This is a genomic window from Acetobacter sp. KSO5 (genome assembly GCF_044094635.1).
Classification (GTDB): Bacteria; Pseudomonadota; Alphaproteobacteria; order Acetobacterales; family Acetobacteraceae; genus Acetobacter; species Acetobacter cerevisiae.
Genome location: NZ_CP172014.1, coordinates 1,232,337 through 1,255,074, shown reverse-complemented (window position 1 = coordinate 1,255,074; position 22,738 = coordinate 1,232,337). Strand labels below are relative to the sequence as shown.

General features: G+C 56.6%; 36 protein-coding genes. 1 reads left to right on the top strand and 35 read right to left on the bottom strand.

From position 1 onward, the window contains the following. Positions 1–7 precede the first annotated feature (7 nt). Positions 8–1,564: an efflux transporter outer membrane subunit gene (locus ACHQGU_RS05760; protein WP_062141820.1), complete on the top strand. Its 1,557-nt coding sequence runs from the start codon at positions 8–10 to the stop codon at positions 1,562–1,564. Between the two features lie 63 nt (positions 1,565–1,627). Here ACHQGU_RS05760 and ACHQGU_RS05755 read toward each other — a convergent pair whose 3' ends face one another. From ACHQGU_RS05755 to rpsG, 35 genes are all read right to left on the bottom strand, one after another. Further along, a complete protein-coding gene (locus ACHQGU_RS05755; protein WP_043552281.1) occupies positions 1,628–1,804 on the bottom strand; it encodes a DUF1328 domain-containing protein in 177 nt (58 codons plus the stop codon). A gap of 52 nt (positions 1,805–1,856) precedes the next feature. Continuing rightward, positions 1,857–2,096 (bottom strand): hypothetical protein, encoded by a 240-nt coding sequence (locus ACHQGU_RS05750; protein WP_062249789.1) that lies wholly within the window; start codon positions 2,094–2,096, stop codon positions 1,857–1,859. Between the two features lie 85 nt (positions 2,097–2,181). Then, positions 2,182–2,994: an ABC transporter ATP-binding protein gene (locus ACHQGU_RS05745; protein ID WP_395496126.1), complete on the bottom strand. Its 813-nt coding sequence runs from the start codon at positions 2,992–2,994 to the stop codon at positions 2,182–2,184. Further along, complete coding sequence (locus ACHQGU_RS05740; protein WP_233420016.1) at positions 2,991–3,644, bottom strand: ABC transporter permease; 654 nt, start codon at positions 3,642–3,644, stop codon at positions 2,991–2,993. Before ACHQGU_RS05740 ends, ACHQGU_RS05745 begins: the two co-directional genes overlap by 4 nt. 107 nt (positions 3,645–3,751) lie before the next feature. Next, positions 3,752–4,792, bottom strand: a complete 1,041-nt coding sequence (locus ACHQGU_RS05735) for an ABC transporter substrate-binding protein (protein WP_395496124.1) — start codon at positions 4,790–4,792, stop codon at positions 3,752–3,754. A gap of 317 nt (positions 4,793–5,109) precedes the next feature. Then, on the bottom strand, positions 5,110–6,438 hold the full coding sequence (locus tag ACHQGU_RS05730; protein ID WP_395496123.1) for an MFS transporter: 1,329 nt from the start codon (positions 6,436–6,438) through the stop codon (positions 5,110–5,112). A 317-nt stretch (positions 6,439–6,755) separates the two neighbouring features. After that, positions 6,756–7,181, bottom strand: a complete 426-nt coding sequence (rplQ, locus tag ACHQGU_RS05725) for a 50S ribosomal protein L17 (protein WP_043552274.1) — start codon at positions 7,179–7,181, stop codon at positions 6,756–6,758. A 30-nt stretch (positions 7,182–7,211) separates the two neighbouring features. Beyond that, the gene (locus ACHQGU_RS05720) at positions 7,212–8,231 is read right to left on the bottom strand and encodes a DNA-directed RNA polymerase subunit alpha (protein ID WP_043552272.1); all 1,020 of its coding nucleotides are present in this window, start codon (positions 8,229–8,231) and stop codon (positions 7,212–7,214) included. Positions 8,232–8,343: 112 nt separating this feature from the next. Continuing rightward, positions 8,344–8,736 carry a 30S ribosomal protein S11 gene (gene rpsK / locus ACHQGU_RS05715; protein ID WP_006557780.1) on the bottom strand — a complete coding sequence of 131 codons (393 nt, stop codon included), beginning with the start codon at positions 8,734–8,736 and terminating at the stop codon, positions 8,344–8,346. 67 nt (positions 8,737–8,803) lie between these two features. Then, positions 8,804–9,181 carry a 30S ribosomal protein S13 gene (gene rpsM, locus ACHQGU_RS05710; protein WP_062141824.1) on the bottom strand — a complete coding sequence of 126 codons (378 nt, stop codon included), beginning with the start codon at positions 9,179–9,181 and terminating at the stop codon, positions 8,804–8,806. A gap of 138 nt (positions 9,182–9,319) precedes the next feature. Continuing rightward, entirely contained in the window at positions 9,320–9,970 is a 651-nt protein-coding gene (locus tag ACHQGU_RS05705; protein WP_062141825.1) for an adenylate kinase, read from the bottom strand. Beyond that, positions 9,967–11,325 carry a preprotein translocase subunit SecY gene (gene secY / locus ACHQGU_RS05700; protein ID WP_061509094.1) on the bottom strand — a complete coding sequence of 453 codons (1,359 nt, stop codon included), beginning with the start codon at positions 11,323–11,325 and terminating at the stop codon, positions 9,967–9,969. The genes ACHQGU_RS05705 and secY overlap by 4 nt, the downstream gene beginning before the upstream one ends. A 136-nt stretch (positions 11,326–11,461) precedes the next feature. Continuing rightward, complete coding sequence (gene rplO, locus ACHQGU_RS05695) at positions 11,462–11,953, bottom strand: 50S ribosomal protein L15 (RefSeq protein ID WP_061509093.1); 492 nt, start codon at positions 11,951–11,953, stop codon at positions 11,462–11,464. A 1-nt stretch (position 11,954) separates the two neighbouring features. Further along, a complete protein-coding gene (rpmD, locus tag ACHQGU_RS05690) occupies positions 11,955–12,140 on the bottom strand; it encodes a 50S ribosomal protein L30 (RefSeq protein ID WP_043552264.1) in 186 nt (61 codons plus the stop codon). Next, the gene (rpsE, locus tag ACHQGU_RS05685; RefSeq protein ID WP_061490106.1) at positions 12,133–12,711 is read right to left on the bottom strand and encodes a 30S ribosomal protein S5; all 579 of its coding nucleotides are present in this window, start codon (positions 12,709–12,711) and stop codon (positions 12,133–12,135) included. Before rpsE ends, rpmD begins: the two co-directional genes overlap by 8 nt. Before the next feature lie 15 nt (positions 12,712–12,726). Beyond that, positions 12,727–13,089: a 50S ribosomal protein L18 gene (rplR, locus tag ACHQGU_RS05680; protein ID WP_043552261.1), complete on the bottom strand. Its 363-nt coding sequence runs from the start codon at positions 13,087–13,089 to the stop codon at positions 12,727–12,729. Continuing rightward, a complete protein-coding gene (gene rplF, locus ACHQGU_RS05675) occupies positions 13,089–13,622 on the bottom strand; it encodes a 50S ribosomal protein L6 (RefSeq protein WP_061509092.1) in 534 nt (177 codons plus the stop codon). The genes rplR and rplF overlap by 1 nt, the downstream gene beginning before the upstream one ends. A 10-nt stretch (positions 13,623–13,632) precedes the next feature. Next, positions 13,633–14,031, bottom strand: coding sequence for a 30S ribosomal protein S8 (gene rpsH, locus ACHQGU_RS05670; RefSeq protein ID WP_025826465.1), 399 nt, complete (start codon positions 14,029–14,031; stop codon positions 13,633–13,635). Positions 14,032–14,040: 9 nt separating this feature from the next. Continuing rightward, positions 14,041–14,346, bottom strand: a complete 306-nt coding sequence (gene rpsN, locus ACHQGU_RS05665; RefSeq protein ID WP_025826462.1) for a 30S ribosomal protein S14 — start codon at positions 14,344–14,346, stop codon at positions 14,041–14,043. A gap of 83 nt (positions 14,347–14,429) precedes the next feature. Further along, the gene (gene rplE / locus ACHQGU_RS05660) at positions 14,430–14,999 is read right to left on the bottom strand and encodes a 50S ribosomal protein L5 (protein WP_061509091.1); all 570 of its coding nucleotides are present in this window, start codon (positions 14,997–14,999) and stop codon (positions 14,430–14,432) included. A gap of 10 nt (positions 15,000–15,009) precedes the next feature. Then, positions 15,010–15,330 (bottom strand): 50S ribosomal protein L24, encoded by a 321-nt coding sequence (rplX, locus tag ACHQGU_RS05655; RefSeq protein WP_043552253.1) that lies wholly within the window; start codon positions 15,328–15,330, stop codon positions 15,010–15,012. Beyond that, entirely contained in the window at positions 15,331–15,699 is a 369-nt protein-coding gene (gene rplN / locus ACHQGU_RS05650; RefSeq protein WP_006557767.1) for a 50S ribosomal protein L14, read from the bottom strand. A gap of 18 nt (positions 15,700–15,717) precedes the next feature. Next, positions 15,718–15,990: a 30S ribosomal protein S17 gene (rpsQ, locus tag ACHQGU_RS05645; protein ID WP_043552251.1), complete on the bottom strand. Its 273-nt coding sequence runs from the start codon at positions 15,988–15,990 to the stop codon at positions 15,718–15,720. A gap of 13 nt (positions 15,991–16,003) precedes the next feature. After that, positions 16,004–16,243, bottom strand: a complete 240-nt coding sequence (rpmC, locus tag ACHQGU_RS05640; protein ID WP_061509090.1) for a 50S ribosomal protein L29 — start codon at positions 16,241–16,243, stop codon at positions 16,004–16,006. Position 16,244: 1 nt separating this feature from the next. Then, positions 16,245–16,661 carry a 50S ribosomal protein L16 gene (gene rplP / locus ACHQGU_RS05635; RefSeq protein ID WP_025826454.1) on the bottom strand — a complete coding sequence of 139 codons (417 nt, stop codon included), beginning with the start codon at positions 16,659–16,661 and terminating at the stop codon, positions 16,245–16,247. A gap of 18 nt (positions 16,662–16,679) precedes the next feature. Next, the gene (gene rpsC / locus ACHQGU_RS05630; RefSeq protein WP_043552247.1) at positions 16,680–17,357 is read right to left on the bottom strand and encodes a 30S ribosomal protein S3; all 678 of its coding nucleotides are present in this window, start codon (positions 17,355–17,357) and stop codon (positions 16,680–16,682) included. Positions 17,358–17,360: 3 nt separating this feature from the next. Then, positions 17,361–17,771 carry a 50S ribosomal protein L22 gene (rplV, locus tag ACHQGU_RS05625; RefSeq protein WP_043552246.1) on the bottom strand — a complete coding sequence of 137 codons (411 nt, stop codon included), beginning with the start codon at positions 17,769–17,771 and terminating at the stop codon, positions 17,361–17,363. Position 17,772: 1 nt separating this feature from the next. After that, positions 17,773–18,051, bottom strand: a complete 279-nt coding sequence (rpsS, locus tag ACHQGU_RS05620; protein WP_025826448.1) for a 30S ribosomal protein S19 — start codon at positions 18,049–18,051, stop codon at positions 17,773–17,775. Between the two features lie 13 nt (positions 18,052–18,064). After that, on the bottom strand, positions 18,065–18,895 hold the full coding sequence (gene rplB, locus ACHQGU_RS05615) for a 50S ribosomal protein L2 (RefSeq protein ID WP_043552244.1): 831 nt from the start codon (positions 18,893–18,895) through the stop codon (positions 18,065–18,067). A gap of 16 nt (positions 18,896–18,911) precedes the next feature. Beyond that, positions 18,912–19,247 carry a 50S ribosomal protein L23 gene (locus ACHQGU_RS05610; RefSeq protein ID WP_043552242.1) on the bottom strand — a complete coding sequence of 112 codons (336 nt, stop codon included), beginning with the start codon at positions 19,245–19,247 and terminating at the stop codon, positions 18,912–18,914. Continuing rightward, a complete protein-coding gene (gene rplD / locus ACHQGU_RS05605; RefSeq protein ID WP_395496121.1) occupies positions 19,244–19,858 on the bottom strand; it encodes a 50S ribosomal protein L4 in 615 nt (204 codons plus the stop codon). The genes ACHQGU_RS05610 and rplD overlap by 4 nt, the downstream gene beginning before the upstream one ends. Before the next feature lie 4 nt (positions 19,859–19,862). Continuing rightward, positions 19,863–20,546: a 50S ribosomal protein L3 gene (gene rplC / locus ACHQGU_RS05600; protein WP_043552239.1), complete on the bottom strand. Its 684-nt coding sequence runs from the start codon at positions 20,544–20,546 to the stop codon at positions 19,863–19,865. A gap of 10 nt (positions 20,547–20,556) precedes the next feature. After that, positions 20,557–20,865, bottom strand: coding sequence for a 30S ribosomal protein S10 (gene rpsJ, locus ACHQGU_RS05595; RefSeq protein ID WP_007282720.1), 309 nt, complete (start codon positions 20,863–20,865; stop codon positions 20,557–20,559). A 104-nt stretch (positions 20,866–20,969) separates the two neighbouring features. Further along, positions 20,970–22,160, bottom strand: coding sequence for an elongation factor Tu (gene tuf / locus ACHQGU_RS05590; protein WP_062272538.1), 1,191 nt, complete (start codon positions 22,158–22,160; stop codon positions 20,970–20,972). Positions 22,161–22,251: 91 nt separating this feature from the next. Then, on the bottom strand, positions 22,252–22,728 hold the full coding sequence (gene rpsG / locus ACHQGU_RS05585; protein WP_043552235.1) for a 30S ribosomal protein S7: 477 nt from the start codon (positions 22,726–22,728) through the stop codon (positions 22,252–22,254). Between the last annotated feature and the right edge of the window lie 10 nt (positions 22,729–22,738).

The following is a 22,738-nucleotide window of genomic DNA, read 5'->3' as shown; positions in this document are numbered from 1 at the left end:
ACGCCCGATGAAGCATTTCCCTCTCCGTCCGTCTTCTCGCCGCCTGAGTATCCTGCTGGCCCCGCTTATTCTGACGGGCTGCATGGTCGGCCCCAGCTACAAGCGCCCGTCCGCCATTGTCTCCCCGCAGTTCAAGGAACTGCGCCCCGCACCGGGCTGGAACTATGCCAAACCCGCTCTGGCGGAGCTGCCCAAGGGCACATGGTGGACCATTTATAACGATCCCACGCTGAACGAACTGGAAGCACAGGTCGCGCTGAACAACCAGAACGTGCTGGAGTATGACGCCCGCTACCGGAACGCCCGTGCGACCATCAACTCGGTGCGCGCGCAGCTCTACCCAACGCTCAGCGGCTCCCTGTCTTTCAACCGGCAGAGCTCGGGCCGTGGTTCACGCTCCTCCGGCACCATCATCAATTACGGTGGGGATGGGTCATCCTCTACGGGCTACACCCCGTCCAACACGACGGAAAACACCTACGGCATGGGGCCAACGGCCTCATGGGATCTGGATCTGTGGGGCAAGATCCGCCGCCAGATTCAGGCACAGGTGACGGAAACACAGGCCACCGCAGCGGACCTCGCCAATGCGCGCCTGTCCTATCAGGCCCAGCTCGCCACGGCGTATTTCAACATGCGCTATCAGGACAGCCTGCATGACCTGCTGGAGCGGAACGTGAGGTTCTATGAACGCTCCTACCAGATCACCAAAAACCAGTATGACGCCGGGACAGCCACCCCGACCACGCTGCTGCAGGCGCAGACCCAGCTGGAGCAGACCCGCGCCCAGTCCACCGCCACACAGGCGGCCCGTGCGCAGTATGAGCACGCCATTGCCATTCTGATTGGCAAGGCCCCTGCGGATGTCTCCATCGCCCCGGGCGCCCTGCCACGCAGCATCCCGGCCATTCCGGTGACAGTCCCGGCCGACCTGCTGCAACGCCGTCCGGACGTCGCTGCGGCTGAACGCCGGATGGAAGAATATAATGCCCAGATTGGCGCTGCCATTGCCGCCTTCTACCCTGACGTAAAGCTCACAGCCTCCTATTCCTATAGCGGGGACCCGGTGGGTACGCTGGTGCAGGTGGCTAACCGTATCTGGGCTCTGGGGGCCTCAGCCACGGAAACGCTGTTCTCCGGTGGCAGCCGTACTGCGGCGGTGCATGAAGCCAATGCCAATTACGACTATTACGTCGCGACTTACCGTCAGACCGTGCTGACCGCCCTGCAAGGCGTGGAAGATCAGCTGGCTAACCTGCGCGTACTGGCTCAGCAGGCTGACCAGCAGGATATCGCCGTCAAAGCCTCCAACCGTGCCGTGAATGTGGCGTTTAACCAGTATATGGCAGGCACCGAGATTTATACGACGGTCATCACGTCGGAAGTTACAGCGCTTTCCAACGCGGAGACCGCGCTCCAGATCCAGCAGAGCCGGATGCTGGATTCTGTGACACTGATTGAAAATCTGGGCGGCGGCTGGGATGCGGCCGAACTACCCAGCAAGAACTCCATGCAGACGGATAATCCGTTCCTGCCGTCTTTCATTCAGAAAGACAAAAACTGAGGTCACAAAAAAAGCCCCTCTCCTTTCGGACAGGGGCTTTTTTATTAAAGCGGGCTGAACCGTTTATCGGGTGAGCGACCGGCCTGCCAGCAGGGCAATGACCAAGAACACCACGAACAGAACAATCGCAATAAAAAACAGAATTTTTGCCATTCCGGCAGCCGCGGAGGAAATCCCCCCAAAGCCGAACAGGCCCGCGATGATGGAGATGACCAGAAAGAAAAGCGCCATTTTCAGCATGTACGTGCGTCCTTATATGTTTTGAACCAACAGACCCGTCGGTTGCTTTAAATCAGGATTTGCGGGCAATCACGGCGCCCAAAATAAAGCCAAGCAGCCCAGCAAATGAGGCTGCAATCACAGGCTGATCTGCAACGCAGTCCCGCATCGCATCCAGTGCGGCACAGCCCTTGTTGCAGGAGGTCAGATCATCAGCCTTATCTTTTGCCTTGTTGAAAAGGTCTTCAGCACCGTCCTGCACGCGGCCAATGCCGTCTTCCAGTTTGTGCTCAACTGTTTTTTCGTCGCTCATAGGAAACCCTCCCCTTACTCGTGACTCCTCATAACGCACTCTTGCGCAGAGAGATGCGTCATGACGGCACTTTCTTAGAAAAAAATTAAATTTCAGCAGAACGCCAGTAAGGAGCGCCACCGGGGTCGGGTTCTCCCGCAATCATGGCGCGCAGCCGGGCCGCATACATTCTGAAGGCCGGAGAGTCCGGCGTCTTCTGCTCAGCCCCAATTGTCAGCTCTCCGGTAATCCCTGCGGGTGAGCCGGAGAGCACGACAATACGGGTCGCCAGCTTCAGGGCTTCCTCAATATCATGGGTAACAAACAGCACTGTCTTGTGGGTCTGCTGCCAGATCCGCAGCAGCTCATCCTGCAAACTGTTACGTGTAATGGGGTCCAGAGCCCCAAAGGGCTCGTCCATCAGCAGCAGGTCCGGGTCCACGGTCAAAGCCCGCGCCACGCCAACACGCTGCCGCTGGCCGCCAGAGAGCCGCTTGGGCCAGCGATCCGCGGCTTCTTCCAGCCCTACCAGCCGCAAAGCGTCCAGAGCGCGCTCCCGCTTTTCCTGCCGGTTCAGCCCCAACCCTTCCAGACCAAAGGCAACATTCCGCAGCACCGAGCGCCAGGGCATCAGCCGCGCATCCTGAAAGACCAGCGCCTGCGCCCGACGCTTGCCAGCAGAGCGGCCTTCTGCCGCGCCAGCATCGTCCTGCGGGCCTGTCACGGTGCCTTCGGACGGCTTGCTCAGCCCCATCAGCACGCGCAGCAGCGTGGACTTCCCCACACCGGACGGCCCCAACAGGGCAACAAACTCACCTTTGTGCAAATTCAGGCTGACATGGCGCAGAATAAAGGTCTCCCCGCCATCATGCGAGAGCCCGACATCATCCAGCCGCGCCAGCGGCGTCGCATCACTCATGCCTGCCACCGCAACACACGCAGACGCACAAACCCGAACAGAAAATCGGTTACCGCATAGAGAAGAGCCATGGTCAGCATATAAACCACAACCACATCGGTCGCCAGAAGGCTGGAGGCCTGCATCATCCGTGCGCCAATACCCGGCACACCGAACAGCTCCGCCGCCACAACCGACATCCAGCCCTGCCCCAGCCCGGTTCTGAGCCCGGCCATCACACCGGGGGCAGACGCCGGCAGCACAACCTTGAACAGACGCCCCAAAAAGCTGCCATGCCCGAAGGCTGAGGCCAGTTCATACAGTTCCGGGTCCACACTGCGCACCGCCGCATAGGCTGCGTAGAAATTGATCCAGAAGACGGAAATGGCGATGACAAAGGTCGCCCCGGATGTGTTCAGCCCAAACCACAAAATGGCGAACGGCACCCATGCCAGTCCCGGCACCGGGCGCAGCAGATGCACAATGCCAGCCAGAAACGCATCCAGCACCGGCACCATGCCGCACAGCAGCCCAATCAACGCGCCCAGCACGGACCCGAACAACAGCCCCAGCGCATAATGGCTCAGGCTATCCAGAATGGCCTGTTGCCAGAATCCGCCATGCACTTCATCCAGCCAGGCCTGCCAGAGGGAACTGGGCGCAGGTACCATGCCGGACGGCAGGAGGCCGGTGCGGACTGCCGCTTCCCAACCTCCAAAAAACACAACCAGACCAAGGCCCGACAGCGCAACGCGCTGCCGTCGGGAAAGAGCAGCCTTCACGGTTTCAGCTGCCGCCACAGGTCCAGATCGAACAGCTCTTCAACCGGCTGCGCCTTACGCAGAAGCCCCTGCTCAACCTCAAAATCCTGCACCTGCCGCACACCTTCGATAATGCGGGTCGGGTCACTCACAAAACGGGAGGCCGAGCCTTCCAGGGCTTTTTTCAGAACGTCTTCGCTCAGAATGCCGCCACCCAGCGCTTTGGTCACAAACGGCGCAGCCTCATCCGGGTGCGTAGACAGCAGTGTTGTCGCCCGCACAAACAGGCCGCCCAGCACTTTGGCCCATGCCTGACGGTCCGGCGCATCCGGTTTGACAATGGCCAGCACAGAACCGGGCTGGTCCGGCAGCAGGTCATGCCCGCTGGCCAGCGTTCTGACATCCTTAAGGCGGCTGCGCACAACCGTCAGAGCCGGTTCTCTCAGCACAGCAGCATCCACCGCCCCGGCCAGAAAGGCCTGCTGAGCGGCATCAATATCCACGCCGATAATGTTCACGGATGATGTGACAGGGTTAATCCCCTCGCGCTTCTGCAGCCAGAACCGCAGCAGGCTATCCGGCACAGAGCCTGACGGCTGAGCGGCAATGCGCGGCAGGCGAGACTGCTCCTGCCTGAATTTATCAAGAATGCCTTTCAGAGCATCAGGAGAAAGACCGCCTTCTGTTCCTTCAGGCAGCAGAGCACTCAGCGCACCGCGAGATACCACTTCCAGCTCTTCGACAGACGCAGCCGTCACCACTTTCACGTCGGCCCCATGCGCCCGTGCCTGCAACAGCGGCAGAACACCGGCCACATAGGCATCAATCCGGCCGGACACCAGTGCCTGAATAGCCTGCGGGCCAGAGGTAAAGCGCACCAGGTTGAGGTCCAGCCCTGCTTCCTTCGCCCAGCCTTCGCCATCCAGCACAAACAGTGCGGACGATCCCAAAACCGGGATGTAGCCAATTCTTACCGGCGTGCCGGCCTGCGCCGTGCCACTCAGCACGGAGAGCGTCAACGCGCCTAAAACCATTAATCGGGAAAAGAGCCGTTTCATTTCATCACCACGCTGAGAAAAAGCGTTTAATACCTAAACGTAATAGTGAGAAAATACGACTCTCTGTCAATGCTACAATCGGAAATGGGGATTATTCCGTTTCGCCATAGCTTCTGGGTAATCTGAGACCCTGACAAAAAAACAGAAACGCCCGCGATGGGGTTACCCCACCACAGCACGCTCCTGCCACCATTACCGAAACCACCAAACAGCAAAAAACCGTGCCCCTTCCTTTCAGGTCACCCTGAAACCGGAAGCGGCACGGTTTTTCACAAACCAGACGTCTTCAGACCAAAGAGGCGTTTGCCTCCCGGTTTTTACTGGTTACCGACGGCATGCATCGCAGCTTCACGGTCGGCCTGTGCTTCGCTCAGTTCATCCTTGCGGATCTGCGCACGAGCTTCCGGAGAAACCGTGATCATCAGCGTCAGCAGCGCAGAGACGACATACAGACCACTGAAGATCCAGATCACGCCTTCAACACCGCGCCAGCCTTCAAACCAGGTCACAATCGCCGGGCCAACCCATGTGCTGGCACCAGCACCAAGACCCAGAATGGACAGAGCTGCGGCTTTTTCACGCGGGCAAACCTGCGGCATCAGGCCAGACAGCGGCACGAAGGACGCCAGAGACGCCCCATACAGCACACCCATGGCAGCGGCGATGGGGAAGTTATGCGTGAAGGACAGCGGCACATAATAGAACAGCGGAACAGAGATCGCCGCACCAAGACCGCCACCAACAGCCACAACCGTCCGCGGGCCCAGCTTATCGGCCATCATCCCGGAAAGCAGGTTGAAGATGATGTTGCTCAGGAACACGATGGACAGCAGTTGCAGCCACTGCTCCAGAGAGAACCCGACCAGCTTGGTAAACACGCCCGGCATGATGACCAGAAAAGCATATTCAGAGGACGTGTTGATGGTGCGGACAATGCCGGCCACCAGCGTCTTCGGCTCTCTCCAGATGATGCTGATAGAGCCAAACATGGCCTGCTTCAGCGTCACGTCCGGCGGGCTAAGGCGCTGCATGCCACGCGGTTCGCGTGTGAACAGCAGAGCCACAAGGCCACCAGCCATAACCAGGATCAGAGAAGACCAGAACGTGCCCATTTCCCCAATGCGCGGAATGGCAAAGCTGGCAAACAGAGAACCAAGCGTGGGCAGACCACCCGAGAAGGCAAACCAGAACCAGCCAGCCGCAGAGCCAAGCTGACGGGCCGGCGTTGCCGCAGCAATCCACACCAGAAAGCCATAGGCAAACAGCGGATAGCCCAGACCACGGGCCGTATAGGCCACCATCATCATCTGATAGTTGTTCGGCTGGAGGCCCAGCAGCAGGAACAGGATTTCAAAAATACCCCAGATCCACAGGCCGGCCCACATGACCTTCTTTGGGCCCCACAGGTCAGATAGCGGGCCGGAAAGCCAGGATGAAATGGAAACAGCAACACCGTAAATGGTAAACAGCAGTGCAACGCGTGTGGAGGACTGCCCCTGCCCTTCTAGGTACGGTGCCAGATACCCGGCTTCAACCCCGTCCCCGATCATGAATAGCAAAAGCCCGACAAAGCCCCAGAGTAAGGGACGTGGTATGCCCATCCTGTCTATTAAGTGTGGTTTTTCCTGCTGTGTTGCTGTCTGCATCTACATGCTCTCCTGACATGCGGTGACGGCACGAAATAAAGACACCTCGCCTCATTGCGGGGGCTTTGGGCGCATCACCTTACGGGACCTTGCGGGAGTGCTCGCAAAGAACCGAAAAAAACGATTTTTGGTTGGGTATCCGTCAGACTTCAGACGAAATAGACAGATCGTGAGATCTCACCCATACAGCCGCTTGGACGGAGCAAAACTCAACATCCGGGCTGATAAAAACGCCCACCGTGTGTGGGCGCCTCTGCCAGAGTGGCAGAAGAGACCGGCATGAAGAAGCCGGCCTCCCAAATCAAACTCTGAAAGCCTCAGGCTGCCAGATCGTGCGATTCCGTCACTTCCGGACGGGGGCCGCTGTCCTGGCCCTTCGCGCTGACATCGCGGTCGACCAGTTCGATCACAGCCATGTCGGCGGCATCGCCATAACGCATGCCAGCGCGCATCACGCGGGAATACCCACCGGTGCGGCCTTTGTAGCGTTCAGCAATCGCAGAGAACAGTTTCTTCACGATCACTTCGTCACGCAGCATGGCATAAGCCTGACGACGTGCATGCAGATCACCACGTTTGCCCAGCGTGATCAGCTTTTCGACGACGGGACGCAGTTCCTTCGCCTTGGGCAGAGTGGTCGTGATCTGCTCGTGTTTGATGAGAGCAACGGCCATGTTGCGAAACATTGCCGCGCGGTGAGAAGAGGTTACGCCGAGCTTTCTGCCGGCCATCCGGTGACGCATAGTTCAGTTCCTAGTCAGTAAGATATGGACTTAGAACGGCTCATCAAGCCGCTTTGCCAGATCTTCAATATTTTCCGGCGGCCAGGCCGGCACATTCATACCCAGAGAAAGCCCCATGGAGGTCAGGACTTCCTTGATCTCGTTCAGAGACTTACGCCCGAAGTTCGGAGTGCGCAGCATTTCCTGCTCGCTCTTCTGGACCAGGTCCCCGATATAGATGATGTTGTCGTTCTTCAGGCAGTTTGCGCTACGAACAGACAGTTCAAGCTCATCCACCTTGCGCAGCAGGTTACGGTTGAAGGGCAGGTCATCCTGCGGCTCTTCAGCCTGAACCGGACGCGGCTCGTCAAAGTTGATGAACAGCTGCAGCTGATCCTGAAGGATTCGGGCAGCAAGAGCAACAGCATCTTCCGGCGTGATGGCGCCGTTGGTTTCCACCGTCAGCAGCAGCTTATCAAAGTCGGTAACCTGCCCAACGCGGGTCGGCTCCACTTTGTAAGACACGCGCTTAACCGGAGAATAGATGGCATCAATCGGAATAAGACCGATCGGCGCATCTTCCGGACGGTTTGCAGCAGCAGGGACATAGCCCTTGCCCATGTTCACCACGAATTCCATGCCCAGCTTCACGCCGTCATCCAGCGTGCAGAGCACCAGGTCAGGATTCATGACTTCAATGTCATGCCCGGTCTGGATCTGGCCGGCACGCACTTCACCGGGGCCAGTCGCCGTCAGCACCATGCGCTTCGGCCCTTCACCATGCATACGCAGTGCAAGCTGTTTGATGTTCAGGACAATGTCCGTCACATCTTCGCGCACGCCAGCAACGGAAGAGAACTCATGCAGGACGCCGTCAATCTGCACGGCCGTAACAGCTGCCCCCTGCAGGGAAGACAACAGCACACGACGCAGGGCGTTGCCCAGTGTCATACCAAAACCGCGCTCAAGCGGTTCTGCCACAACTGTCGCAATACGTGTCGGTTCCACACCGGATTCGACTTCAAGCTTTTCGGGCTTGATCAGAGATTGCCAGTTTTTCTGAAGGACCAAGGTACCGGCCTTTCAATATGAAAAAACACTGCTGATGCAGCGATTTCTCAGAAAATTAACAGAACAGCGAAAAGACGGCGGCTACTGTAAGGTAGCCGCACAGCCTCAATGCTTAGACGCGACGACGCTTACGCGGGCGGCAACCGTTGTGCGGCACCGGGGTCATGTCACGGATAGAGGTGATGGAAAAACCGACTGCCTGCAGAGCACGCAGAGCGCTCTCACGCCCTGACCCAGGACCGGAGACTTCGATTTCCAGCGTTTCCATGCCGTGTTCACGGGCCTTACGGCCTGCATCTTCAGCAGCAACCTGCGCCGCATACGGCGTAGACTTACGGGAGCCTTTGAAGCCCTGAGCACCAGCGGAAGACCAGGAAATTGCATTCCCCTGGGCATCAGAGATGGTGATCATGGTGTTGTTAAACGTGGACAGAACATGTGCCACGCCAGAAATAATGTTCTTGCGCTCTTTTTTACGAATACGCGGTGTAGCGGCTTTCGCCATTGTTTTCCTACCTCAGTCCCTGCCCAGAAGCCCGCAAAAGCCGTCCGGAGATCCTCAACAAATCAGATTAACGCGTGGCTTTCTTCTTACCAGCGATAGCCACAGCCTTACCCTTACGCGTACGGGCATTGGTGTGGGTTCTCTGACCATGCACCGGCAGACCGCGACGGTGACGAAGACCGCGATAGCAACCCAGATCCATCAGACGCTTGATGTTCATTGCGACTTCACGACGCAGATCACCTTCAACGCGATAATCGGCGTCGATCACTTCACGCAGCTTTGCGATTTCGTCATCGCTCAGCTCGTTCACGCGCTTTGCATCGGCAATGCCGACTTTCTCGCAGATCTGAGCCGCTTTGGTTGCGCCAATTCCGTAAATATACTGAAGCCCGATAACAACCCGTTTGTTCGTCGGGACATTCACGCCGGCAATACGTGCCACGCTTTACACTCCTGTCGGTCCAACTCGCTGGTCGAACACTACTGGCATCCACATGGATGCATGATTTCAATCAGTGGCCGCGAAATATACCGGCCACCCGCACAAGTCAACGAAAACAGATCACTTTTTCGTGAGCTGTCACTTCCCAGCCATGACAGCTTCAATGTCTGCCGTGACCTGAGCGGTCGGAAGCATTCCATTAATTTTATAAAGCCGTCCGGTTTTTTCGTAAAAAGGAAGAATCGGAGCCGTAAGATTCCGATACTCCTTCAGGCGCTCCACAACCGTTTCACGCTTGTCGTCCGCCCGACGCTTGAACTCATGGCTTCCGCACACATCACACTCGCCTTCCTTCTGGGGAGGCTTGGAGACTTCATTGTACGTCGCGCCACACTTGCTGCACGTAAAGCGGCCGGAGATTCGGTCAGCCAGAATGTCTTCATCAACATCCAGAAACAAAACCACATCTATTTTTTTATTTTCGGCAGATAGCATCTTATCCAGAGCATCCGCCTGCCCGAGCGTGCGCGGGAATCCATCCAGGATGAATCCTTTTGCACAATCAGGCTGCGCAATCCGGGAGTGCAGCATGGCAATAATCAGCTCATCCGGCACCAGTCGCCCGGCATCCATGAGTGATTTCGCCTGCTTCCCGATGTCAGACCCCCGGGCAACTTCTGCACGCAGCATGTCCCCCGTTGAGATCTGCACCAGACCGTATTGCTCTTCCAGCCGCTTGGACTGCGTCCCCTTCCCGGCACCGGGAGGTCCCAGAAAAATAACGTTCATCGTCTGATAATCCTCTGCTTCTTGCCTCCACGGGAGCGCCGCATAAGCCCCTGATACTGGTGCGCAACAAGATGCGACTGCACCTGCGTCACGGTATCAATCGTGACTGACACGATAATGATCAGACTGGTGCCACCAAAGTAGAACGGCACGTTGTAACGGCTGATCAGAATCTGCGGCAGCAAACACACAAGAACCATGTAGGCAGCGCCAATCGTCGTCAGGCGCGTCAGAATCTTATCAAAGTAGGTTGCCGTCGCAGCACCGGGACGAATCCCGGGAATAAAGCCCCCCTGCTTGCGCAGGTTATCTGCCGTCTCAGCCGGATTGAACGTAACCGCCGCATAGAAATACGAGAAGAACACGATCATCGCCGCATAGAACAGCATATACAGCGGCTGCCCCTGCCCCAGCTCTTCACCCAGAAACGAAAGCCATCCCGGCATGGATTTGCCGTTCATGAAGCCAGAAATCGTTACAGGGATCAGCAGCACAGATGATGCGAAAATCGGCGGGATTACGCCCGCTGTATTCACTTTGAGAGGCATATGGGTGGTATCCCCCCCAAACATCCTCTGCCCCATCTGACGCTTGGGGTACTGGATCACAACGCGTCGCTGTGCCTGCTCCATGAAGACGATGAACGTGATGGTCACCGCAGCCAGAACAAGAAACACCAACACAAAAAAGGGTGAAAGCGCGCCCGTATAGCCAAGCTGGAACAAGCTTGCCATCGCATGCGGCAGGTTTGCCACAATACCGGCAAAGATAATCAGTGAGATCCCGTTCCCAACACCGCGGGAGGTAATCTGTTCACCCAGCCACATCAGGAACATGGTGCCACCCACCAGGGTGATCACGCAGGAAACCAGAAAGAACGCACCGGGATTAACAACCGCAGATCCAGCCGCGCTGTGCATGTTTTCAAGACCGACAGCAATGCCGTAAGCCTGAAACAAAGCAATAAACACAGTGAGATAGCGGGTGTACTGATTAAGCTTTTTCCGCCCCTGTTCACCCTCTTTTTTCAAGGCTTCCAGAGAAGGAACAGCCGTAGACATCAGCTGCACGATAATCGAGGCAGAGATGTAAGGCATGATATTCAGGGCAAAGACGGTCATACGCCCAAGCGCACCACCGGTGAACATGTTAAACATGCCCAGAATGCCACCCTGATGCTGGGCCAGCAACTGCCCCATAACCGTGGCATCCACCCCCGGAACCGGGATGTAAGTACCAAGACGGTAAATGATCAGCGCACCAAGAGTGAACCAAATCCGCTTTTTGAGTTCGGTTGCCTTGGCAAAGGAGCCCACATTAAAGTTGGCAGCCAACTGTTCGGCCGCGGAAGCCATGCATCCGTCCTTTCACACAAACAGCGCCACCACGTAACGCGGGACGCTGTCATGATAGTCTAAGAGTTAACCCAGACCACATCTGGAGAGGCATCGGCCAGAAGAACAGTACGAAACCGTCCTTCTGGCCAAAGCATCAGGATGCGCTGGCTTCAGCAGCCTTGGGAGCTACCAGGACCTTAATCGACCCGCCAGCTTTCTCAATAGCTGCCACTGCAGAAGCAGAAGCACCAGACACTTCGAACGTGACAGCGCGGGTCAGTTCGCCTTCAGCCAGAATACGCACACCGGCATATTTGCCCGTGCCGATCAGACCAGCATTCTTCAGCGTTTCTTCCGTCACAGCCGCGCCAGCTTCAAGCTTGCCTTCTGCAAAGGCTTTTTCAATCGCACCGAGGTTAATCGGAGCATAAACCTTGCGGAAGATGTTCTTGAAGCCGCGTTTCGGCAGACGACGATAGATCGGCAGCTGACCACCTTCAAAGCCGTTCAGGGACACGCCTTCACGTGCTTTCTGCCCCTTCACACCTCTACCGGAGGTCTTGCCTTTGCCAGAACCGATACCACGACCGAGACGCTTTTTGCGATAACGAGAGCCTTCGTTATCACGCAGTTCGTTCAGATTCATATCAATCCTCCACCTTCACAAGGTGGGCCACCTTACGGACCATACCGCGGGTTGAGGGGGTGTCTTCCAACACCCGCTCACGACCGATCTTGTTCAGGCCGAGACCCACAAGGGTCTCTTTCTGACCAGGCTTGCGACCGTTACCGGACGCAATCTGGGTGACCTTAAAGGTTTTCGCCTCAGACATCTGCAGCCTCCACAGCCGAAGCAGCCTGGTCGCGCTTACCGAAGATTTCAGCAACCTTCTTACCGCGACGGTTGGCGACAGAACGCGGGCTTGCACACCGTTCCAGCGCCGAGAACGTCGCCTTCACCATGTTATGCGGGTTACGGGTCCCGAGGGACTTAGCAACCACATCATTGATGCCCAGGCTTTCGAAGACAGCGCGCATCGGGCCGCCAGCGATGATCCCAGTCCCTGCTTCCGCAGAGCGCAGGATCACTTTACCAGCACCGAAGTGACCAGCCACATCGTGATGCAGCGTACGGCCTTCCTTCATCGGCACCCGGATCATGCCACGTTTGGCACGTTCCGTAGCCTTACGGATGGCTTCCGGCACTTCACGGGCCTTACCAGCACCATACCCAACACGGCCTTTCTGGTCGCCAACGACAACCAGAGCAGCGAAGGCAAAGCGCCGACCACCCTTAACAACCTTAGCAACACGGTTGATGGTTACCAGCTTATCAACCAGTTCATCACCTTCGCGTTCACGATCACGGCCGCCTCGACCGCCTTCTCTTGGTTCACGAGCCATTACGTGATCCTTTCCTCAGAAGGAGAGACCGCCCTCACGGGCAGCCTCCGCCAGGGCTTTCACGCGCCCATGATAAAGATACGACCCCCTGTCGAAAACAACCTGGGAGACGCCTGCAGCCACAGCACGCTGCGCAACAAGTTTACCGACAGCGCCAGCGCTATCCTTGTTGGCACCGCTCTTCAGAGACGGACGAAGTTCTTTATCCAGGCTGGAAGCGGCAGCAAGGGTGCAGCCACGCACATCGTCAATGACCTGTGCATAGATGTTCTTGCCAGACCGGAAGACCGACAGACGCGGACGACCACCAGCCTTGCGACGGAGCTGAAAACGCAGGCGAGCACGCCGACGGTTCCGCAGTTCCTGCTGAGTGCTCATTATTTCTTCTTGCCTTCCTTGCGACGAATGGTTTCCGTCTCATAACGCACACCCTTGCCTTTGTAAGGCTCAGGCTTACGAAAACTGCGAATATCAAGAGCAACCTGACCAACGCGCTGCTTGTCGATACCTTCGACAAGAATAGCTGTCGGACGCGGCGTGGAGATCTTGATACCCTGCGGGATCGGATAAACCACGTCGTGAGAATAGCCCAGATTCATCACAAGATTAGAACCCTGCACTGCAGCACGGTAACCAGTACCGTTAATCTCAAGAGCTTTTGAGAACCCTTCAGACACGCCTTTGATTGCAGTTGCAATCAGTGCGCGGGTTGTACCCCACATCATACGAGCCTGCGCTGCTGTCCCAACCGGACGCACCGCGACTTTCCCGTCTGAAATTTCCGCCTCAATGTGAGAGGAAAGCGGCAACGCGAGTTCGCCCAGCTTCCCTTTCGCCTTGAACACACCGTCTGCAATCGAGACAGTCACCCCGGCGGGAACATCAACGGGATATTTGCCTACACGTGACATTTATCCCTCCTCAGAACACGCGACAGAGGACTTCGCCGCCAACATTGGCAGCGCGAGCCTCGACATCAGACAGAACACCACGCGGTGTGGACAGGATCGAAACCCCGAGACCAGCACGCACCCGCGGCAATTCTTTAATCTTGGAATACACACGGCGACCCGGGCGGGACACGCGATGAATTTCCTTAATAACCGGCTCGCCTTCGGAATACTTCAGCTCGATATGGAGTTGAGTGATGCCTTTGCGAATTTCTTCGTGTGAATAGCCACGGATGTAGCCTTCACGCTGCAGGGCATCGAGAACATTCGAACGCAGCTTGGAAGCCGGCGACACACAGGACACGTGACGTGCACGCTGTGCGTTACGAATACGGGTGAGCATATCACCCAGCGGATCAGAAAGTGACATTGTGCGCCCTTACCAGCTAGCTTTGACCAGGCCCGGGATCTGCCCGTTTGAAGCCAGATCACGCAGTGCGATACGGCACAGCTCAAACTTGCGGTAGTTACCGCGAGAGCGCCCCGTAAGTTTGCAACGGAGACGCACGCGAACGCGTGAACCATTCCGCGGCAGTTCAGCCAGCTTTAAAGACGCATCAAACCGATCTTCTACAGGAAGCGAGCGGTCCATGACGATGTTTTTCAGCGCCGCACGCTTTTCCTTGTCCCGCGCAGCCATGCGTGTCCGCTTGGCATTGCGCGTGATGGCAGAAGTCTTAGCCATATATTTTTATCCTCCGGAACCCTTCGAAAACCTTCGACGGTTTTCCAAGACAACAACACCTGGTGACAGATAACCTATTTCACTCAGGCAGCAAAGGGCAGATCGAATGCTTTAAGAAGCGCCTTAGCTTCCGCATCCGTCTTTGCACTGGTCACGAACACCACGTCCATCCCACGAACTTCGTCCACTTTATCGTAGTCGATTTCCGGGAAAACGAGCTGCTCTTTCAGACCGAGAGCAAAGTTACCACGTCCGTCAAATCCCTTATTTGCCGGCAGACCACGGAAATCGCGAATGCGGGGCATTGCGATCGTGACCAGACGGTCAAGGAATTCATACATCTGCGCACGACGCAGCGTAACTTTACAACCAATCGGCAGACCTTCACGGATCTTAAAGCCCGCGATTGCTTTTTTAGCAACAGTCTTGACCGGCTTCTGACCTGCAATCAGCGTCATTTCAGCAACAGCAGCGTCCAGCTTCTTCTGGTCGCCCGCAGCTTCACCAACGCCCATATTCAGGACAATTTTTTCCAGCCGAGGAACCTGCATGATGTTTTTGTAACCGAACTGCTCGCGCAGCTTGGCACGCAGTTCGGCTTCATAACGTTCCTGCATACGAGGAACGGAACGAACGCCCTTAGACTCACTCATTCTCGCCCCCTCAGCCTTCAATCACTTCGCCGGTTGCTTTCGCAACACGAACTTTCCGTCCGTCTTCAAGAACGCGGAACCCAACGCGGGTCGGCTTCTTGGAGGCCGGATCGATCAGTTTCAGATTTGACAGATGAATCGGGGCTTCACGCGTGATGATGCCGCCTTCTTCACCCATGCGCGTTGCTTTCTGGTGACGCTTGATCATTGCAACGCCACGCACAATCGCACGATTTTCAGCCGGGCGGACGGAAAGAACTTCACCTTGGGTCCCTTTGGAGGAACCGCTGATGACAACAACCGTATCGCCTTTTTTAATGCGAGCAGCCATTTATAGAACCTCCGGCGCCAGAGAGATAATTTTCATGAACTTGCGCGCACGCAGTTCACGAACAACCGGGCCGAAGATACGGGTGCCGATCGGCTCCTGCTGCTTGTTAATCAGCACAGCAGCATTCTTATCGAAACGGATGGCGCTCCCGTCGGGGCGACGAACCGGATAAGAGGTACGCACGATAACAGCTTGGTGTACGTCGCCTTTTTTCACCTTCCCGCGGGGGATGGCTTCCTTGACAGACACGACGATCACGTCGCCGACCGAGGCGGATTTCCGTTTGGAACCGCCCAGCACCTTGATGCACTGCACCTGACGCGCACCAGAATTGTCGGCCACGTCGAGGTTGGTCTCGGGATGGATCATGATCTAGATATCCTTACCTTACGCCGACACGCCAGCGGAGGACGCATCAACAACCTCACCGTTGCGTGCCACCACGGCCCACGTCTTGCGCCGGGAAATCGGTGTGCATTCGATGATGCGCACGGTATCGCCCACTTTGCAGACATTCTCTTCATCATGCGCTGCATATTTCTTAGAGCGACGGATGAACTTCTTATACAGCGGATGCATGACGCGACGATCGACAAGAACCGTTACGGTCTTGTCCATCTTGTCGCTGGTCACACGTCCGGTAAGGACGCGCCTTGGCATCGTCCAACTCCCTTCAGGAAATGGCAGCAGATGTTTTCGCACCTGCCGCAGACTTCTCAGTATTCTGCGCGACGATCGTTTTGATGCGCGCAATTTCACGACGGACCACACGAATGCGGCTCTGGCCTTCGTTCTGCCCGGTTGCCTGCTGGAACCGGAGATTGAGCTGTTCGCGCTTCAGTTCGAGCAGAAGCGCGTTCAGTTCATCGGCCGTTTTGGCACGCAGGTCAGCGGGCTTTGTTGCCTTCGCCATCTTACGCATCTCCAATTCGGGTCACAAATTTCGTCTTGATCGGCAGCTTTGCTGCACCGAGAGCCAGCGCTTCACGCGCGATCTCGGGCGGCACGCCTTCGATTTCAAACAAAATGCGACCGGGTTTCACACGGGCCACCCAGTATTCGGGAGATCCCTTGCCCGACCCCATACGCACTTCTGCAGGCTTTGTCGAGACCGGAAGGTCAGGGAAAATACGAATCCACACGCGACCTGCACGTTTCATCGCCCTGGTGATAGCCCGACGAGAGGCTTCAATCTGCCGTGCGGTGATACGTTCGGGCTGAAGAGCCTTCAGACCGAACGTACCGAAGTTGAGCGTCGTACCGCTTTTGGCCAGGCCGTGAATACGACCTTTGTGAGCCTTACGGAATTTAGTTCGCTTCGGAGAGAGCATTGTCTTCTATCCTTCGCCTCAGCGCTGAGGGGCCTGCTCGGCCGCCCGGCGGTCCTGAGCCAGTGGGTCATGGGCCAGGATCTCACCTTTAAAGATCCACACCTTCACACCGCAAGCGCCATACGTGGTCTGTGCAGTAGCCGTCCCGTAATCGATATCAGCACGGAGCGTATGCAGCGGCACACGACCTTCACGATACCATTCGATACGAGCGATTTCTGCGCCACCCAGACGACCGGAACAGTTGATCCGGATCCCCTGTGCACCCAGACGCATAGCGGACTGCACGGCGCGCTTCATGGCGCGACGGAAAGCCACACGACGTTCGAGCTGCTGAGCAATGTTGTCAGCCACCAGAGTTGCGTCGATTTCCGGCTTGCGGATCTCAACAATGTTGAGAGCCACTTCCGTACCGGCCATTTTGGTCAGCTCTTTGCGCAGAGCGTCAATGTCCTGACCTTTTTTACCGATCACAACGCCCGGACGAGCCGCATAGATGGTCACGCGCGGCTTCTTAGCCGGGCGTTCGATCACAACGCGAGACACGCCAGCACCAGACAGCTTGCGACGCAGGAAAGCGCGCAGCTTCAGGTCTTCGTGCAGCAGACGAGAATAGTCGGAGTCAGCGTACCAACGGCTATCCCAGGTGCGATTGATTCCGAGCCGCAGCCCGATTGGATTGACTTTATGTCCCATACGTCAGGCCGCCTTCTGCTCAGGAGAAGCTGCTTCGGGCTCCGGAGCCCGTTCGGCAACAACAATCTTCAGATGGCTGAAGAACTTTTCCACACGGGCGGAACGACCACGGCCACGCGCATGGAAGCGACGCATGACAATAGACTTTCCGACCTCAGCCGTCTTTACAACCAGCTGGTCAACGTCCAGCTGATGATTGTTCTCGGCATTAGCAATCGCGCTTTCCAGGGTCTTTTTGACTTCCTGGGCGATGCGACGCTTGGAGAACGTCAAGGTTGCGACAGCCTGAGACGCAGGCTTGTTGCGGATAAGACCCGCAACAAGGTTCAACTTGCGGGGACTAACCCGGATGTTGCGCGTAATCGCCTGCGCTTCTGTTTCCGCGAGCGTGCGCGGATGCTTCGGCTTGCTCATCTTAGCCCCGCTTCGACTTCTTGTCGGCCCCATGCCCGTGGAATGTACGGGTGGGAGAAAATTCGCCGAACTTGTGTCCGACCATATTCTCCGTCACCTGCACGGGCAGGAACTTCTGACCATTATAAACACCGAACGTCAAACCAACGAACTGCGGAAGGATCGTAGAACGACGTGACCAGATCTTGATCACTTCATTACGACCCGACGCGCGGGACGTTTCAGCTTTGCTCAGCAGATACCCGTCGACGAACGGGCCTTTCCAGACGGAACGTGCCATCTTCTATTGCCCCTTACTTGCCGGTCTTCCGACGACGGATAATCAGACTGTCCGTACGCTTGTTGACCCGAGTTTTGTAACCTTTGGTAGGCTTGCCCCATGGCGTAACCGGATGACGGCCACCAGAGGTGCGGCCTTCACCACCACCATGCGGATGGTCGACCGGGTTCATCACAACGCCGCGGTTATGCGGACGACGACCCAGCCAGCGCGCACGGCCAGCCTTACCCATGTGCTGGTTCATGTTGTCCGGGTTGGAAACTGCCCCAACCGTTGCCATGCATTCACCGCGCACAACACGCAGTTCACCAGACTGCAGCTTGATCTGTGCATAGCCGGCATCTTTACCAACCAGCTGTGCATACGTCCCGGCAGAGCGGGCCAGCTTGCCACCGGCACCCTGCTTCAGTTCGATGTTATGCACGATCGTGCCAACCGGGATGGATGCCAGCGGCATCGCATTACCCGGCTTGATGTCAACGCGCGTGCCAGCGATGACATTGTCACCAACTTTCAGACGCTGCGGTGCCAGGATGTAAGCCAGTTCACCGTCTTCATACTTCACCAGCGCGATGAAGGCGGTACGGTTGGGGTCATATTCCAGACGCTCAACTGTGCCCAGCACGTCAAATTTACGACGCTTGAAGTCGACATAACGGTAAGACTGCTTGTGCCCGCCGCCACGGAAACGAGACGTGGTGCGACCGTTATTGTTACGACCACCCGTCTTGTTTTTGCCTTCCGTCAGCTGCTTGACCGGCTTGCCCTTCCAGAGGTCGGAACGATCGATCAGAACCGTACCACGAAGGCTCGGCGTGACGGGATTAAAGTGCTTCAGTGCCATTTGTTCCTACCCCACGTCACGCCAGTTTGGCGGTAAGGTCGATGGACTGACCTTCCGCAAGCTGGACGAACGCCTTCTTGATATCAGAACGCTGCCCCAGACGCCCCTTGAAGCGCTTGGTCTTGCCCTTCTGGACAAGCGTGTTAACGCCAACGACCTTGACGCCGAACAGTGTTTCCACAGCCACTTTGATTTCAGGCTTGGTTGCAGAGATCGCAACCTTGAAAGCAACCTGATTTTTCTCTGAAAGCGCAGTTGCTTTCTCGGTGATCAGCGGAGAACGAACAATGTCGTACATCGCTTCCCGAGAAAGACGCTCGGCTTTCTTGCGCAGAGCAAGAATGTTCGTCATGCCAGGCGCTCCTTCAGACCCTCGAGGCCAGCCTGGGTAATTGCCAGGACCTCGTGATTAAGAATGTCATAAACGTTGGCACCGATTGTCGGCAGGACATCAATGCGCGGCAGGTTGCTTGCAGCGCGCAGGAAGCCTTCATCAACAGCGGCGTCAACAATCAGGGCAGACGTCCAGCCAAGCGTTTTCAGCTTTGCAGCCAGTTCGCTCGTGCGTGCCACACCAGAAGCAGACTGAAGAACAACAAGCTTGCCTTCTTTTGCTTTCTGGGACAGCGCAGAAATCAGACCCAGACGACGCACCTTCTTGGGAAGGTCGTAGCCATGATCACGCACAACCGGACCATGGACAGCGCCACCGGTACGATACTGCGGCGCACGGAGAGAACCCTGACGGGCGCTACCGGTGCCTTTCTGGCGGTACGGCTTTTTGGTCGTGCCGGACACTTCGCCCATGCCTTTGACCTTATGCTTACCAGCGCGGCGCTTAGCCAGCTGCCAGTGCACAACACGCGCCATGATGTCATTACGCGGTGCTACGGAGAACAGCGCCTCGGGGAGCGTTGCAGAACCTGCGGTGCCGTTATCAAGCGTTTTGATTTCGATTTCCATGACCTCAGCCCTCCGCCGTCACGAGAGCGGCCGGGTAAGGCGCATCGACATGGCGGGCTTTTTTAATCGCATCACGGACCAGAACGACACCGTTTTTAGCTCCGGGAACGGAACCACGGATCATGATCAGGTTCTTTTCCGGATCGATCGCAGCAATTTCAAGATTCAGCGTGGTAATACGCTCATCGCCAAGATGACCAGCCATCTTCTTGTTCTTGAAGGTCTTGCCGGGATCCTGACGGTTACCGGTAGAACCATGTGAACGGTGAGAGATGGATACGCCGTGGGAGGCTTCCAGACCGGCAAAGTTCCAGCGCTTCATGGCGCCTGCGAACCCTTTACCCTTGCTGGTGCCTGTCACGTCGACTTTCTGCCCCACAACAAAGTGAGCAGCGGACAGAGAAGCACCGATGTCCAGCGTAGCATCGTCAGCTACACGGAATTCAGCAAGCTTCTTCTTCGGCTCTACCTTTGTGCGGGCAAAATGGCCGCGGTTCGGCTTAGAGACATTTTTTACCTTGGCTTTGCCCATACCCAGCTGAACGGCTGTGTAGCCATCCCGCTCCTGGGTGCGGACATCAACCACCTGCACGGAATCCACATGCAGGACGGTAACGGGCACATGTGTGCCATCTTCCTTGAACAGTCGGGACATGCCCAACTTTTTTGCGATCAATCCGGTGCGCATCGTCTGGACCTTAAAGTTTGATCTCGACATCCACGCCAGCGGCGAGGTCGAGTTTCATGAGAGCGTCCACGGTCTGCGGAGTCGGCTCGACAATATCGAGCAGGCGGCGATGAGTCCGAATTTCGAACTGTTCGCGGCTCTTCTTATCCACGTGGGGAGAACGGTTCACTGTAAACCGCTCGATATGCGTCGGCAGCGGGATAGGACCCCGAACCCGCGCACCCGTACGCTTCGCCGTATTGACGATCTCTTTCGTGCTGTTATCGAGAACACGATGATCGTACGCCTTCAGGCGAATGCGGATGTTCTGGTTGTCCATTGTTTCTTAGTCCAACACTTTACTGGTCCGGGGTAACCCGGCCGCCAAGTAAGACCCCGGCCGAAGACTCAGCCGGGGCCATCCAGTCCTAGGCTTCTAACCGATTACTCGGTGATAGAAGCAACCACGCCGGCACCAACGGTGCGGCCACCTTCGCGAATAGCGAAACGCAGGCCTTCATCCATGGCGATCGGAGCGATCAGTTCAACATCCATGGCGCAGTTATCGCCAGGCATGACCATTTCCGTACCTTCCGGCAGGTGAACAACGCCGGTGACGTCGGTCGTGCGGAAATAGAACTGCGGACGATAGTTGGTGAAGAACGGCGTGTGACGGCCACCTTCATCCTTCGTCAGGATGTAAGCTTCAGCTTTGAACTTCTTATGCGGGGTGATGGAGCCCGGCTTAGCCAGAACCTGACCACGCTCAACGTCTTCACGCTTCGTGCCACGCACCAGCGCACCGATGTTGTCACCAGCTTCACCACGATCGAGCAGCTTGCGGAACATTTCAACGCCCGTAACGGTCGTCTTAACGGTGTCCTTCAGGCCGACGATTTCAACTTCGTCACCCACGTTCACAACGCCACGCTCGACACGGCCCGTCACCACGGTGCCACGACCGGAGATGGAGAACACGTCTTCGATCGGCATCAGGAACGGACGGTCAACCGGACGCTCCGGCTGCGGGATGTAGGAGTCGACCGCATCCATCAGATCCTTAACGCGGTTTTCACCGACTTCCGGATCACCATCTTCCAGAGTTACCAGAGCGGAACCCTTGATGATGGGGATATCGTCGCCAGGGAACTGATAGGAAGACAGAAGTTCACGAACTTCCATTTCAACCAGCTCAAGCAGTTCCGGATCATCAACCTGATCAACTTTGTTCAGGAAGACAACCAGAGCCGGCACACCAACCTGACGAGCAAGCAGGATGTGCTCACGGGTCTGCGGCATCGGGCCATCAGCTGCGGAAACCACGAGAATAGCACCGTCCATCTGCGCTGCACCCGTGATCATGTTCTTCACGTAGTCAGCATGTCCGGGGCAGTCGACGTGCGCGTAGTGACGCTTGTCGGTTTCATATTCCACGTGAGCCGTGGAGATGGTGATCCCACGAGCGCGCTCTTCCGGAGCCGCATCGATCTGGTCGTATGCTTTAAAGTCAGCACCACCGGATTTTGCCAGCGTCTTCGTGATAGCAGCCGTCAGAGACGTCTTGCCATGGTCAACGTGGCCGATGGTGCCGATGTTGCAGTGCGGTTTATTCCGCTCAAATTTAGCCTTAGCCATTTCTCTACTCCATACCCCGAAAACTTATCGGGATGCAGTTTTTAATAAGTCCGCCCCCACTCCACAAGGAGTGAATGCCACACCTAAAAGATTACCAGCGATAGTGGCTGAATGCCTTGTTGGCTTCGGCCATACGATGGGTATCTTCACGCTTCTTTACAGCAGCGCCACGGTTATTCACAGCGTCCATCAGTTCGTTGGACAACCGGTCCTGCATGGTGTTCTCGCCCCGTTTGCGGGAAGCGTCGATCACCCAGCGGATGGCCAGCGCCTGACGGCGCTCAGTGCGAACTTCAACAGGCACCTGATAGGTCGCACCACCAACGCGGCGAGAGCGAACTTCTACTGCAGGCTTAACGTTATCCAGAGCATTGTGGAACAATGCGACCGGATCTGCAGAAGCTCCACTCCGGCGAACCATCGCCTCGAGAGCTCCATAAACAATCCTCTCCGCAGTGGATTTTTTGCCATCATACATCAGAGCGTTCATGAAACGCGTAATGACAATATCTCCGAACTTCGGATCAGGAAGAATCTCACGCTTAACAGCGCGGTGACGGCGGCTCATACCTTAACTT

Coding starts and splice junctions, on each gene's coding strand:
- ACHQGU_RS05760 (WP_062141820.1), top strand. CDS start 8: ATGAAGCATTTCCCTCTCCGTCCGTCTTCTCGCCGCCTGAGTATCCTG.
- ACHQGU_RS05755 (WP_043552281.1), bottom strand. CDS start 1,804: ATGCTGAAAATGGCGCTTTTCTTTCTGGTCATCTCCATCATCGCGGGC.
- ACHQGU_RS05750 (WP_062249789.1), bottom strand. CDS start 2,096: ATGAGCGACGAAAAAACAGTTGAGCACAAACTGGAAGACGGCATTGGC.
- ACHQGU_RS05745 (WP_395496126.1), bottom strand. CDS start 2,994: ATGAGTGATGCGACGCCGCTGGCGCGGCTGGATGATGTCGGGCTCTCG.
- ACHQGU_RS05740 (WP_233420016.1), bottom strand. CDS start 3,644: ATGGTACCTGCGCCCAGTTCCCTCTGGCAGGCCTGGCTGGATGAAGTG.
- ACHQGU_RS05735 (WP_395496124.1), bottom strand. CDS start 4,792: ATGAAACGGCTCTTTTCCCGATTAATGGTTTTAGGCGCGTTGACGCTC.
- ACHQGU_RS05730 (WP_395496123.1), bottom strand. CDS start 6,438: ATGCAGACAGCAACACAGCAGGAAAAACCACACTTAATAGACAGGATG.
- rplQ (WP_043552274.1), bottom strand. CDS start 7,181: ATGCGTCACCGGATGGCCGGCAGAAAGCTCGGCGTAACCTCTTCTCAC.
- rpsK (WP_006557780.1), bottom strand. CDS start 8,736: ATGGCGAAAGCCGCTACACCGCGTATTCGTAAAAAAGAGCGCAAGAAC.
- ACHQGU_RS05705 (WP_062141825.1), bottom strand. CDS start 9,970: ATGAACGTTATTTTTCTGGGACCTCCCGGTGCCGGGAAGGGGACGCAG.
- secY (WP_061509094.1), bottom strand. CDS start 11,325: ATGGCTTCCGCGGCCGAACAGTTGGCTGCCAACTTTAATGTGGGCTCC.
- rplO (WP_061509093.1), bottom strand. CDS start 11,953: ATGAATCTGAACGAACTGCGTGATAACGAAGGCTCTCGTTATCGCAAA.
- rpmD (WP_043552264.1), bottom strand. CDS start 12,140: ATGTCTGAGGCGAAAACCTTTAAGGTCACCCAGATTGCGTCCGGTAAC.
- rpsE (WP_061490106.1), bottom strand. CDS start 12,711: ATGGCTCGTGAACCAAGAGAAGGCGGTCGAGGCGGCCGTGATCGTGAA.
- rplR (WP_043552261.1), bottom strand. CDS start 13,089: ATGAGCACTCAGCAGGAACTGCGGAACCGTCGGCGTGCTCGCCTGCGT.
- rplF (WP_061509092.1), bottom strand. CDS start 13,622: ATGTCACGTGTAGGCAAATATCCCGTTGATGTTCCCGCCGGGGTGACT.
- rpsH (WP_025826465.1), bottom strand. CDS start 14,031: ATGTCACTTTCTGATCCGCTGGGTGATATGCTCACCCGTATTCGTAAC.
- rpsN (WP_025826462.1), bottom strand. CDS start 14,346: ATGGCTAAGACTTCTGCCATCACGCGCAATGCCAAGCGGACACGCATG.
- rplE (WP_061509091.1), bottom strand. CDS start 14,999: ATGAGTGAGTCTAAGGGCGTTCGTTCCGTTCCTCGTATGCAGGAACGT.
- rplX (WP_043552253.1), bottom strand. CDS start 15,330: ATGGCTGCTCGCATTAAAAAAGGCGATACGGTTGTTGTCATCAGCGGT.
- rplN (WP_006557767.1), bottom strand. CDS start 15,699: ATGATCCATCCCGAGACCAACCTCGACGTGGCCGACAATTCTGGTGCG.
- rpsQ (WP_043552251.1), bottom strand. CDS start 15,990: ATGCCAAGGCGCGTCCTTACCGGACGTGTGACCAGCGACAAGATGGAC.
- rpmC (WP_061509090.1), bottom strand. CDS start 16,243: ATGGCGAAGGCAACAAAGCCCGCTGACCTGCGTGCCAAAACGGCCGAT.
- rplP (WP_025826454.1), bottom strand. CDS start 16,661: ATGCTCTCTCCGAAGCGAACTAAATTCCGTAAGGCTCACAAAGGTCGT.
- rpsC (WP_043552247.1), bottom strand. CDS start 17,357: ATGGGACATAAAGTCAATCCAATCGGGCTGCGGCTCGGAATCAATCGC.
- rplV (WP_043552246.1), bottom strand. CDS start 17,771: ATGAGCAAGCCGAAGCATCCGCGCACGCTCGCGGAAACAGAAGCGCAG.
- rpsS (WP_025826448.1), bottom strand. CDS start 18,051: ATGGCACGTTCCGTCTGGAAAGGCCCGTTCGTCGACGGGTATCTGCTG.
- rplB (WP_043552244.1), bottom strand. CDS start 18,895: ATGGCACTGAAGCACTTTAATCCCGTCACGCCGAGCCTTCGTGGTACG.
- ACHQGU_RS05610 (WP_043552242.1), bottom strand. CDS start 19,247: ATGACGAACATTCTTGCTCTGCGCAAGAAAGCCGAGCGTCTTTCTCGG.
- rplD (WP_395496121.1), bottom strand. CDS start 19,858: ATGGAAATCGAAATCAAAACGCTTGATAACGGCACCGCAGGTTCTGCA.
- rplC (WP_043552239.1), bottom strand. CDS start 20,546: ATGCGCACCGGATTGATCGCAAAAAAGTTGGGCATGTCCCGACTGTTC.
- rpsJ (WP_007282720.1), bottom strand. CDS start 20,865: ATGGACAACCAGAACATCCGCATTCGCCTGAAGGCGTACGATCATCGT.
- tuf (WP_062272538.1), bottom strand. CDS start 22,160: ATGGCTAAGGCTAAATTTGAGCGGAATAAACCGCACTGCAACATCGGC.
- rpsG (WP_043552235.1), bottom strand. CDS start 22,728: ATGAGCCGCCGTCACCGCGCTGTTAAGCGTGAGATTCTTCCTGATCCG.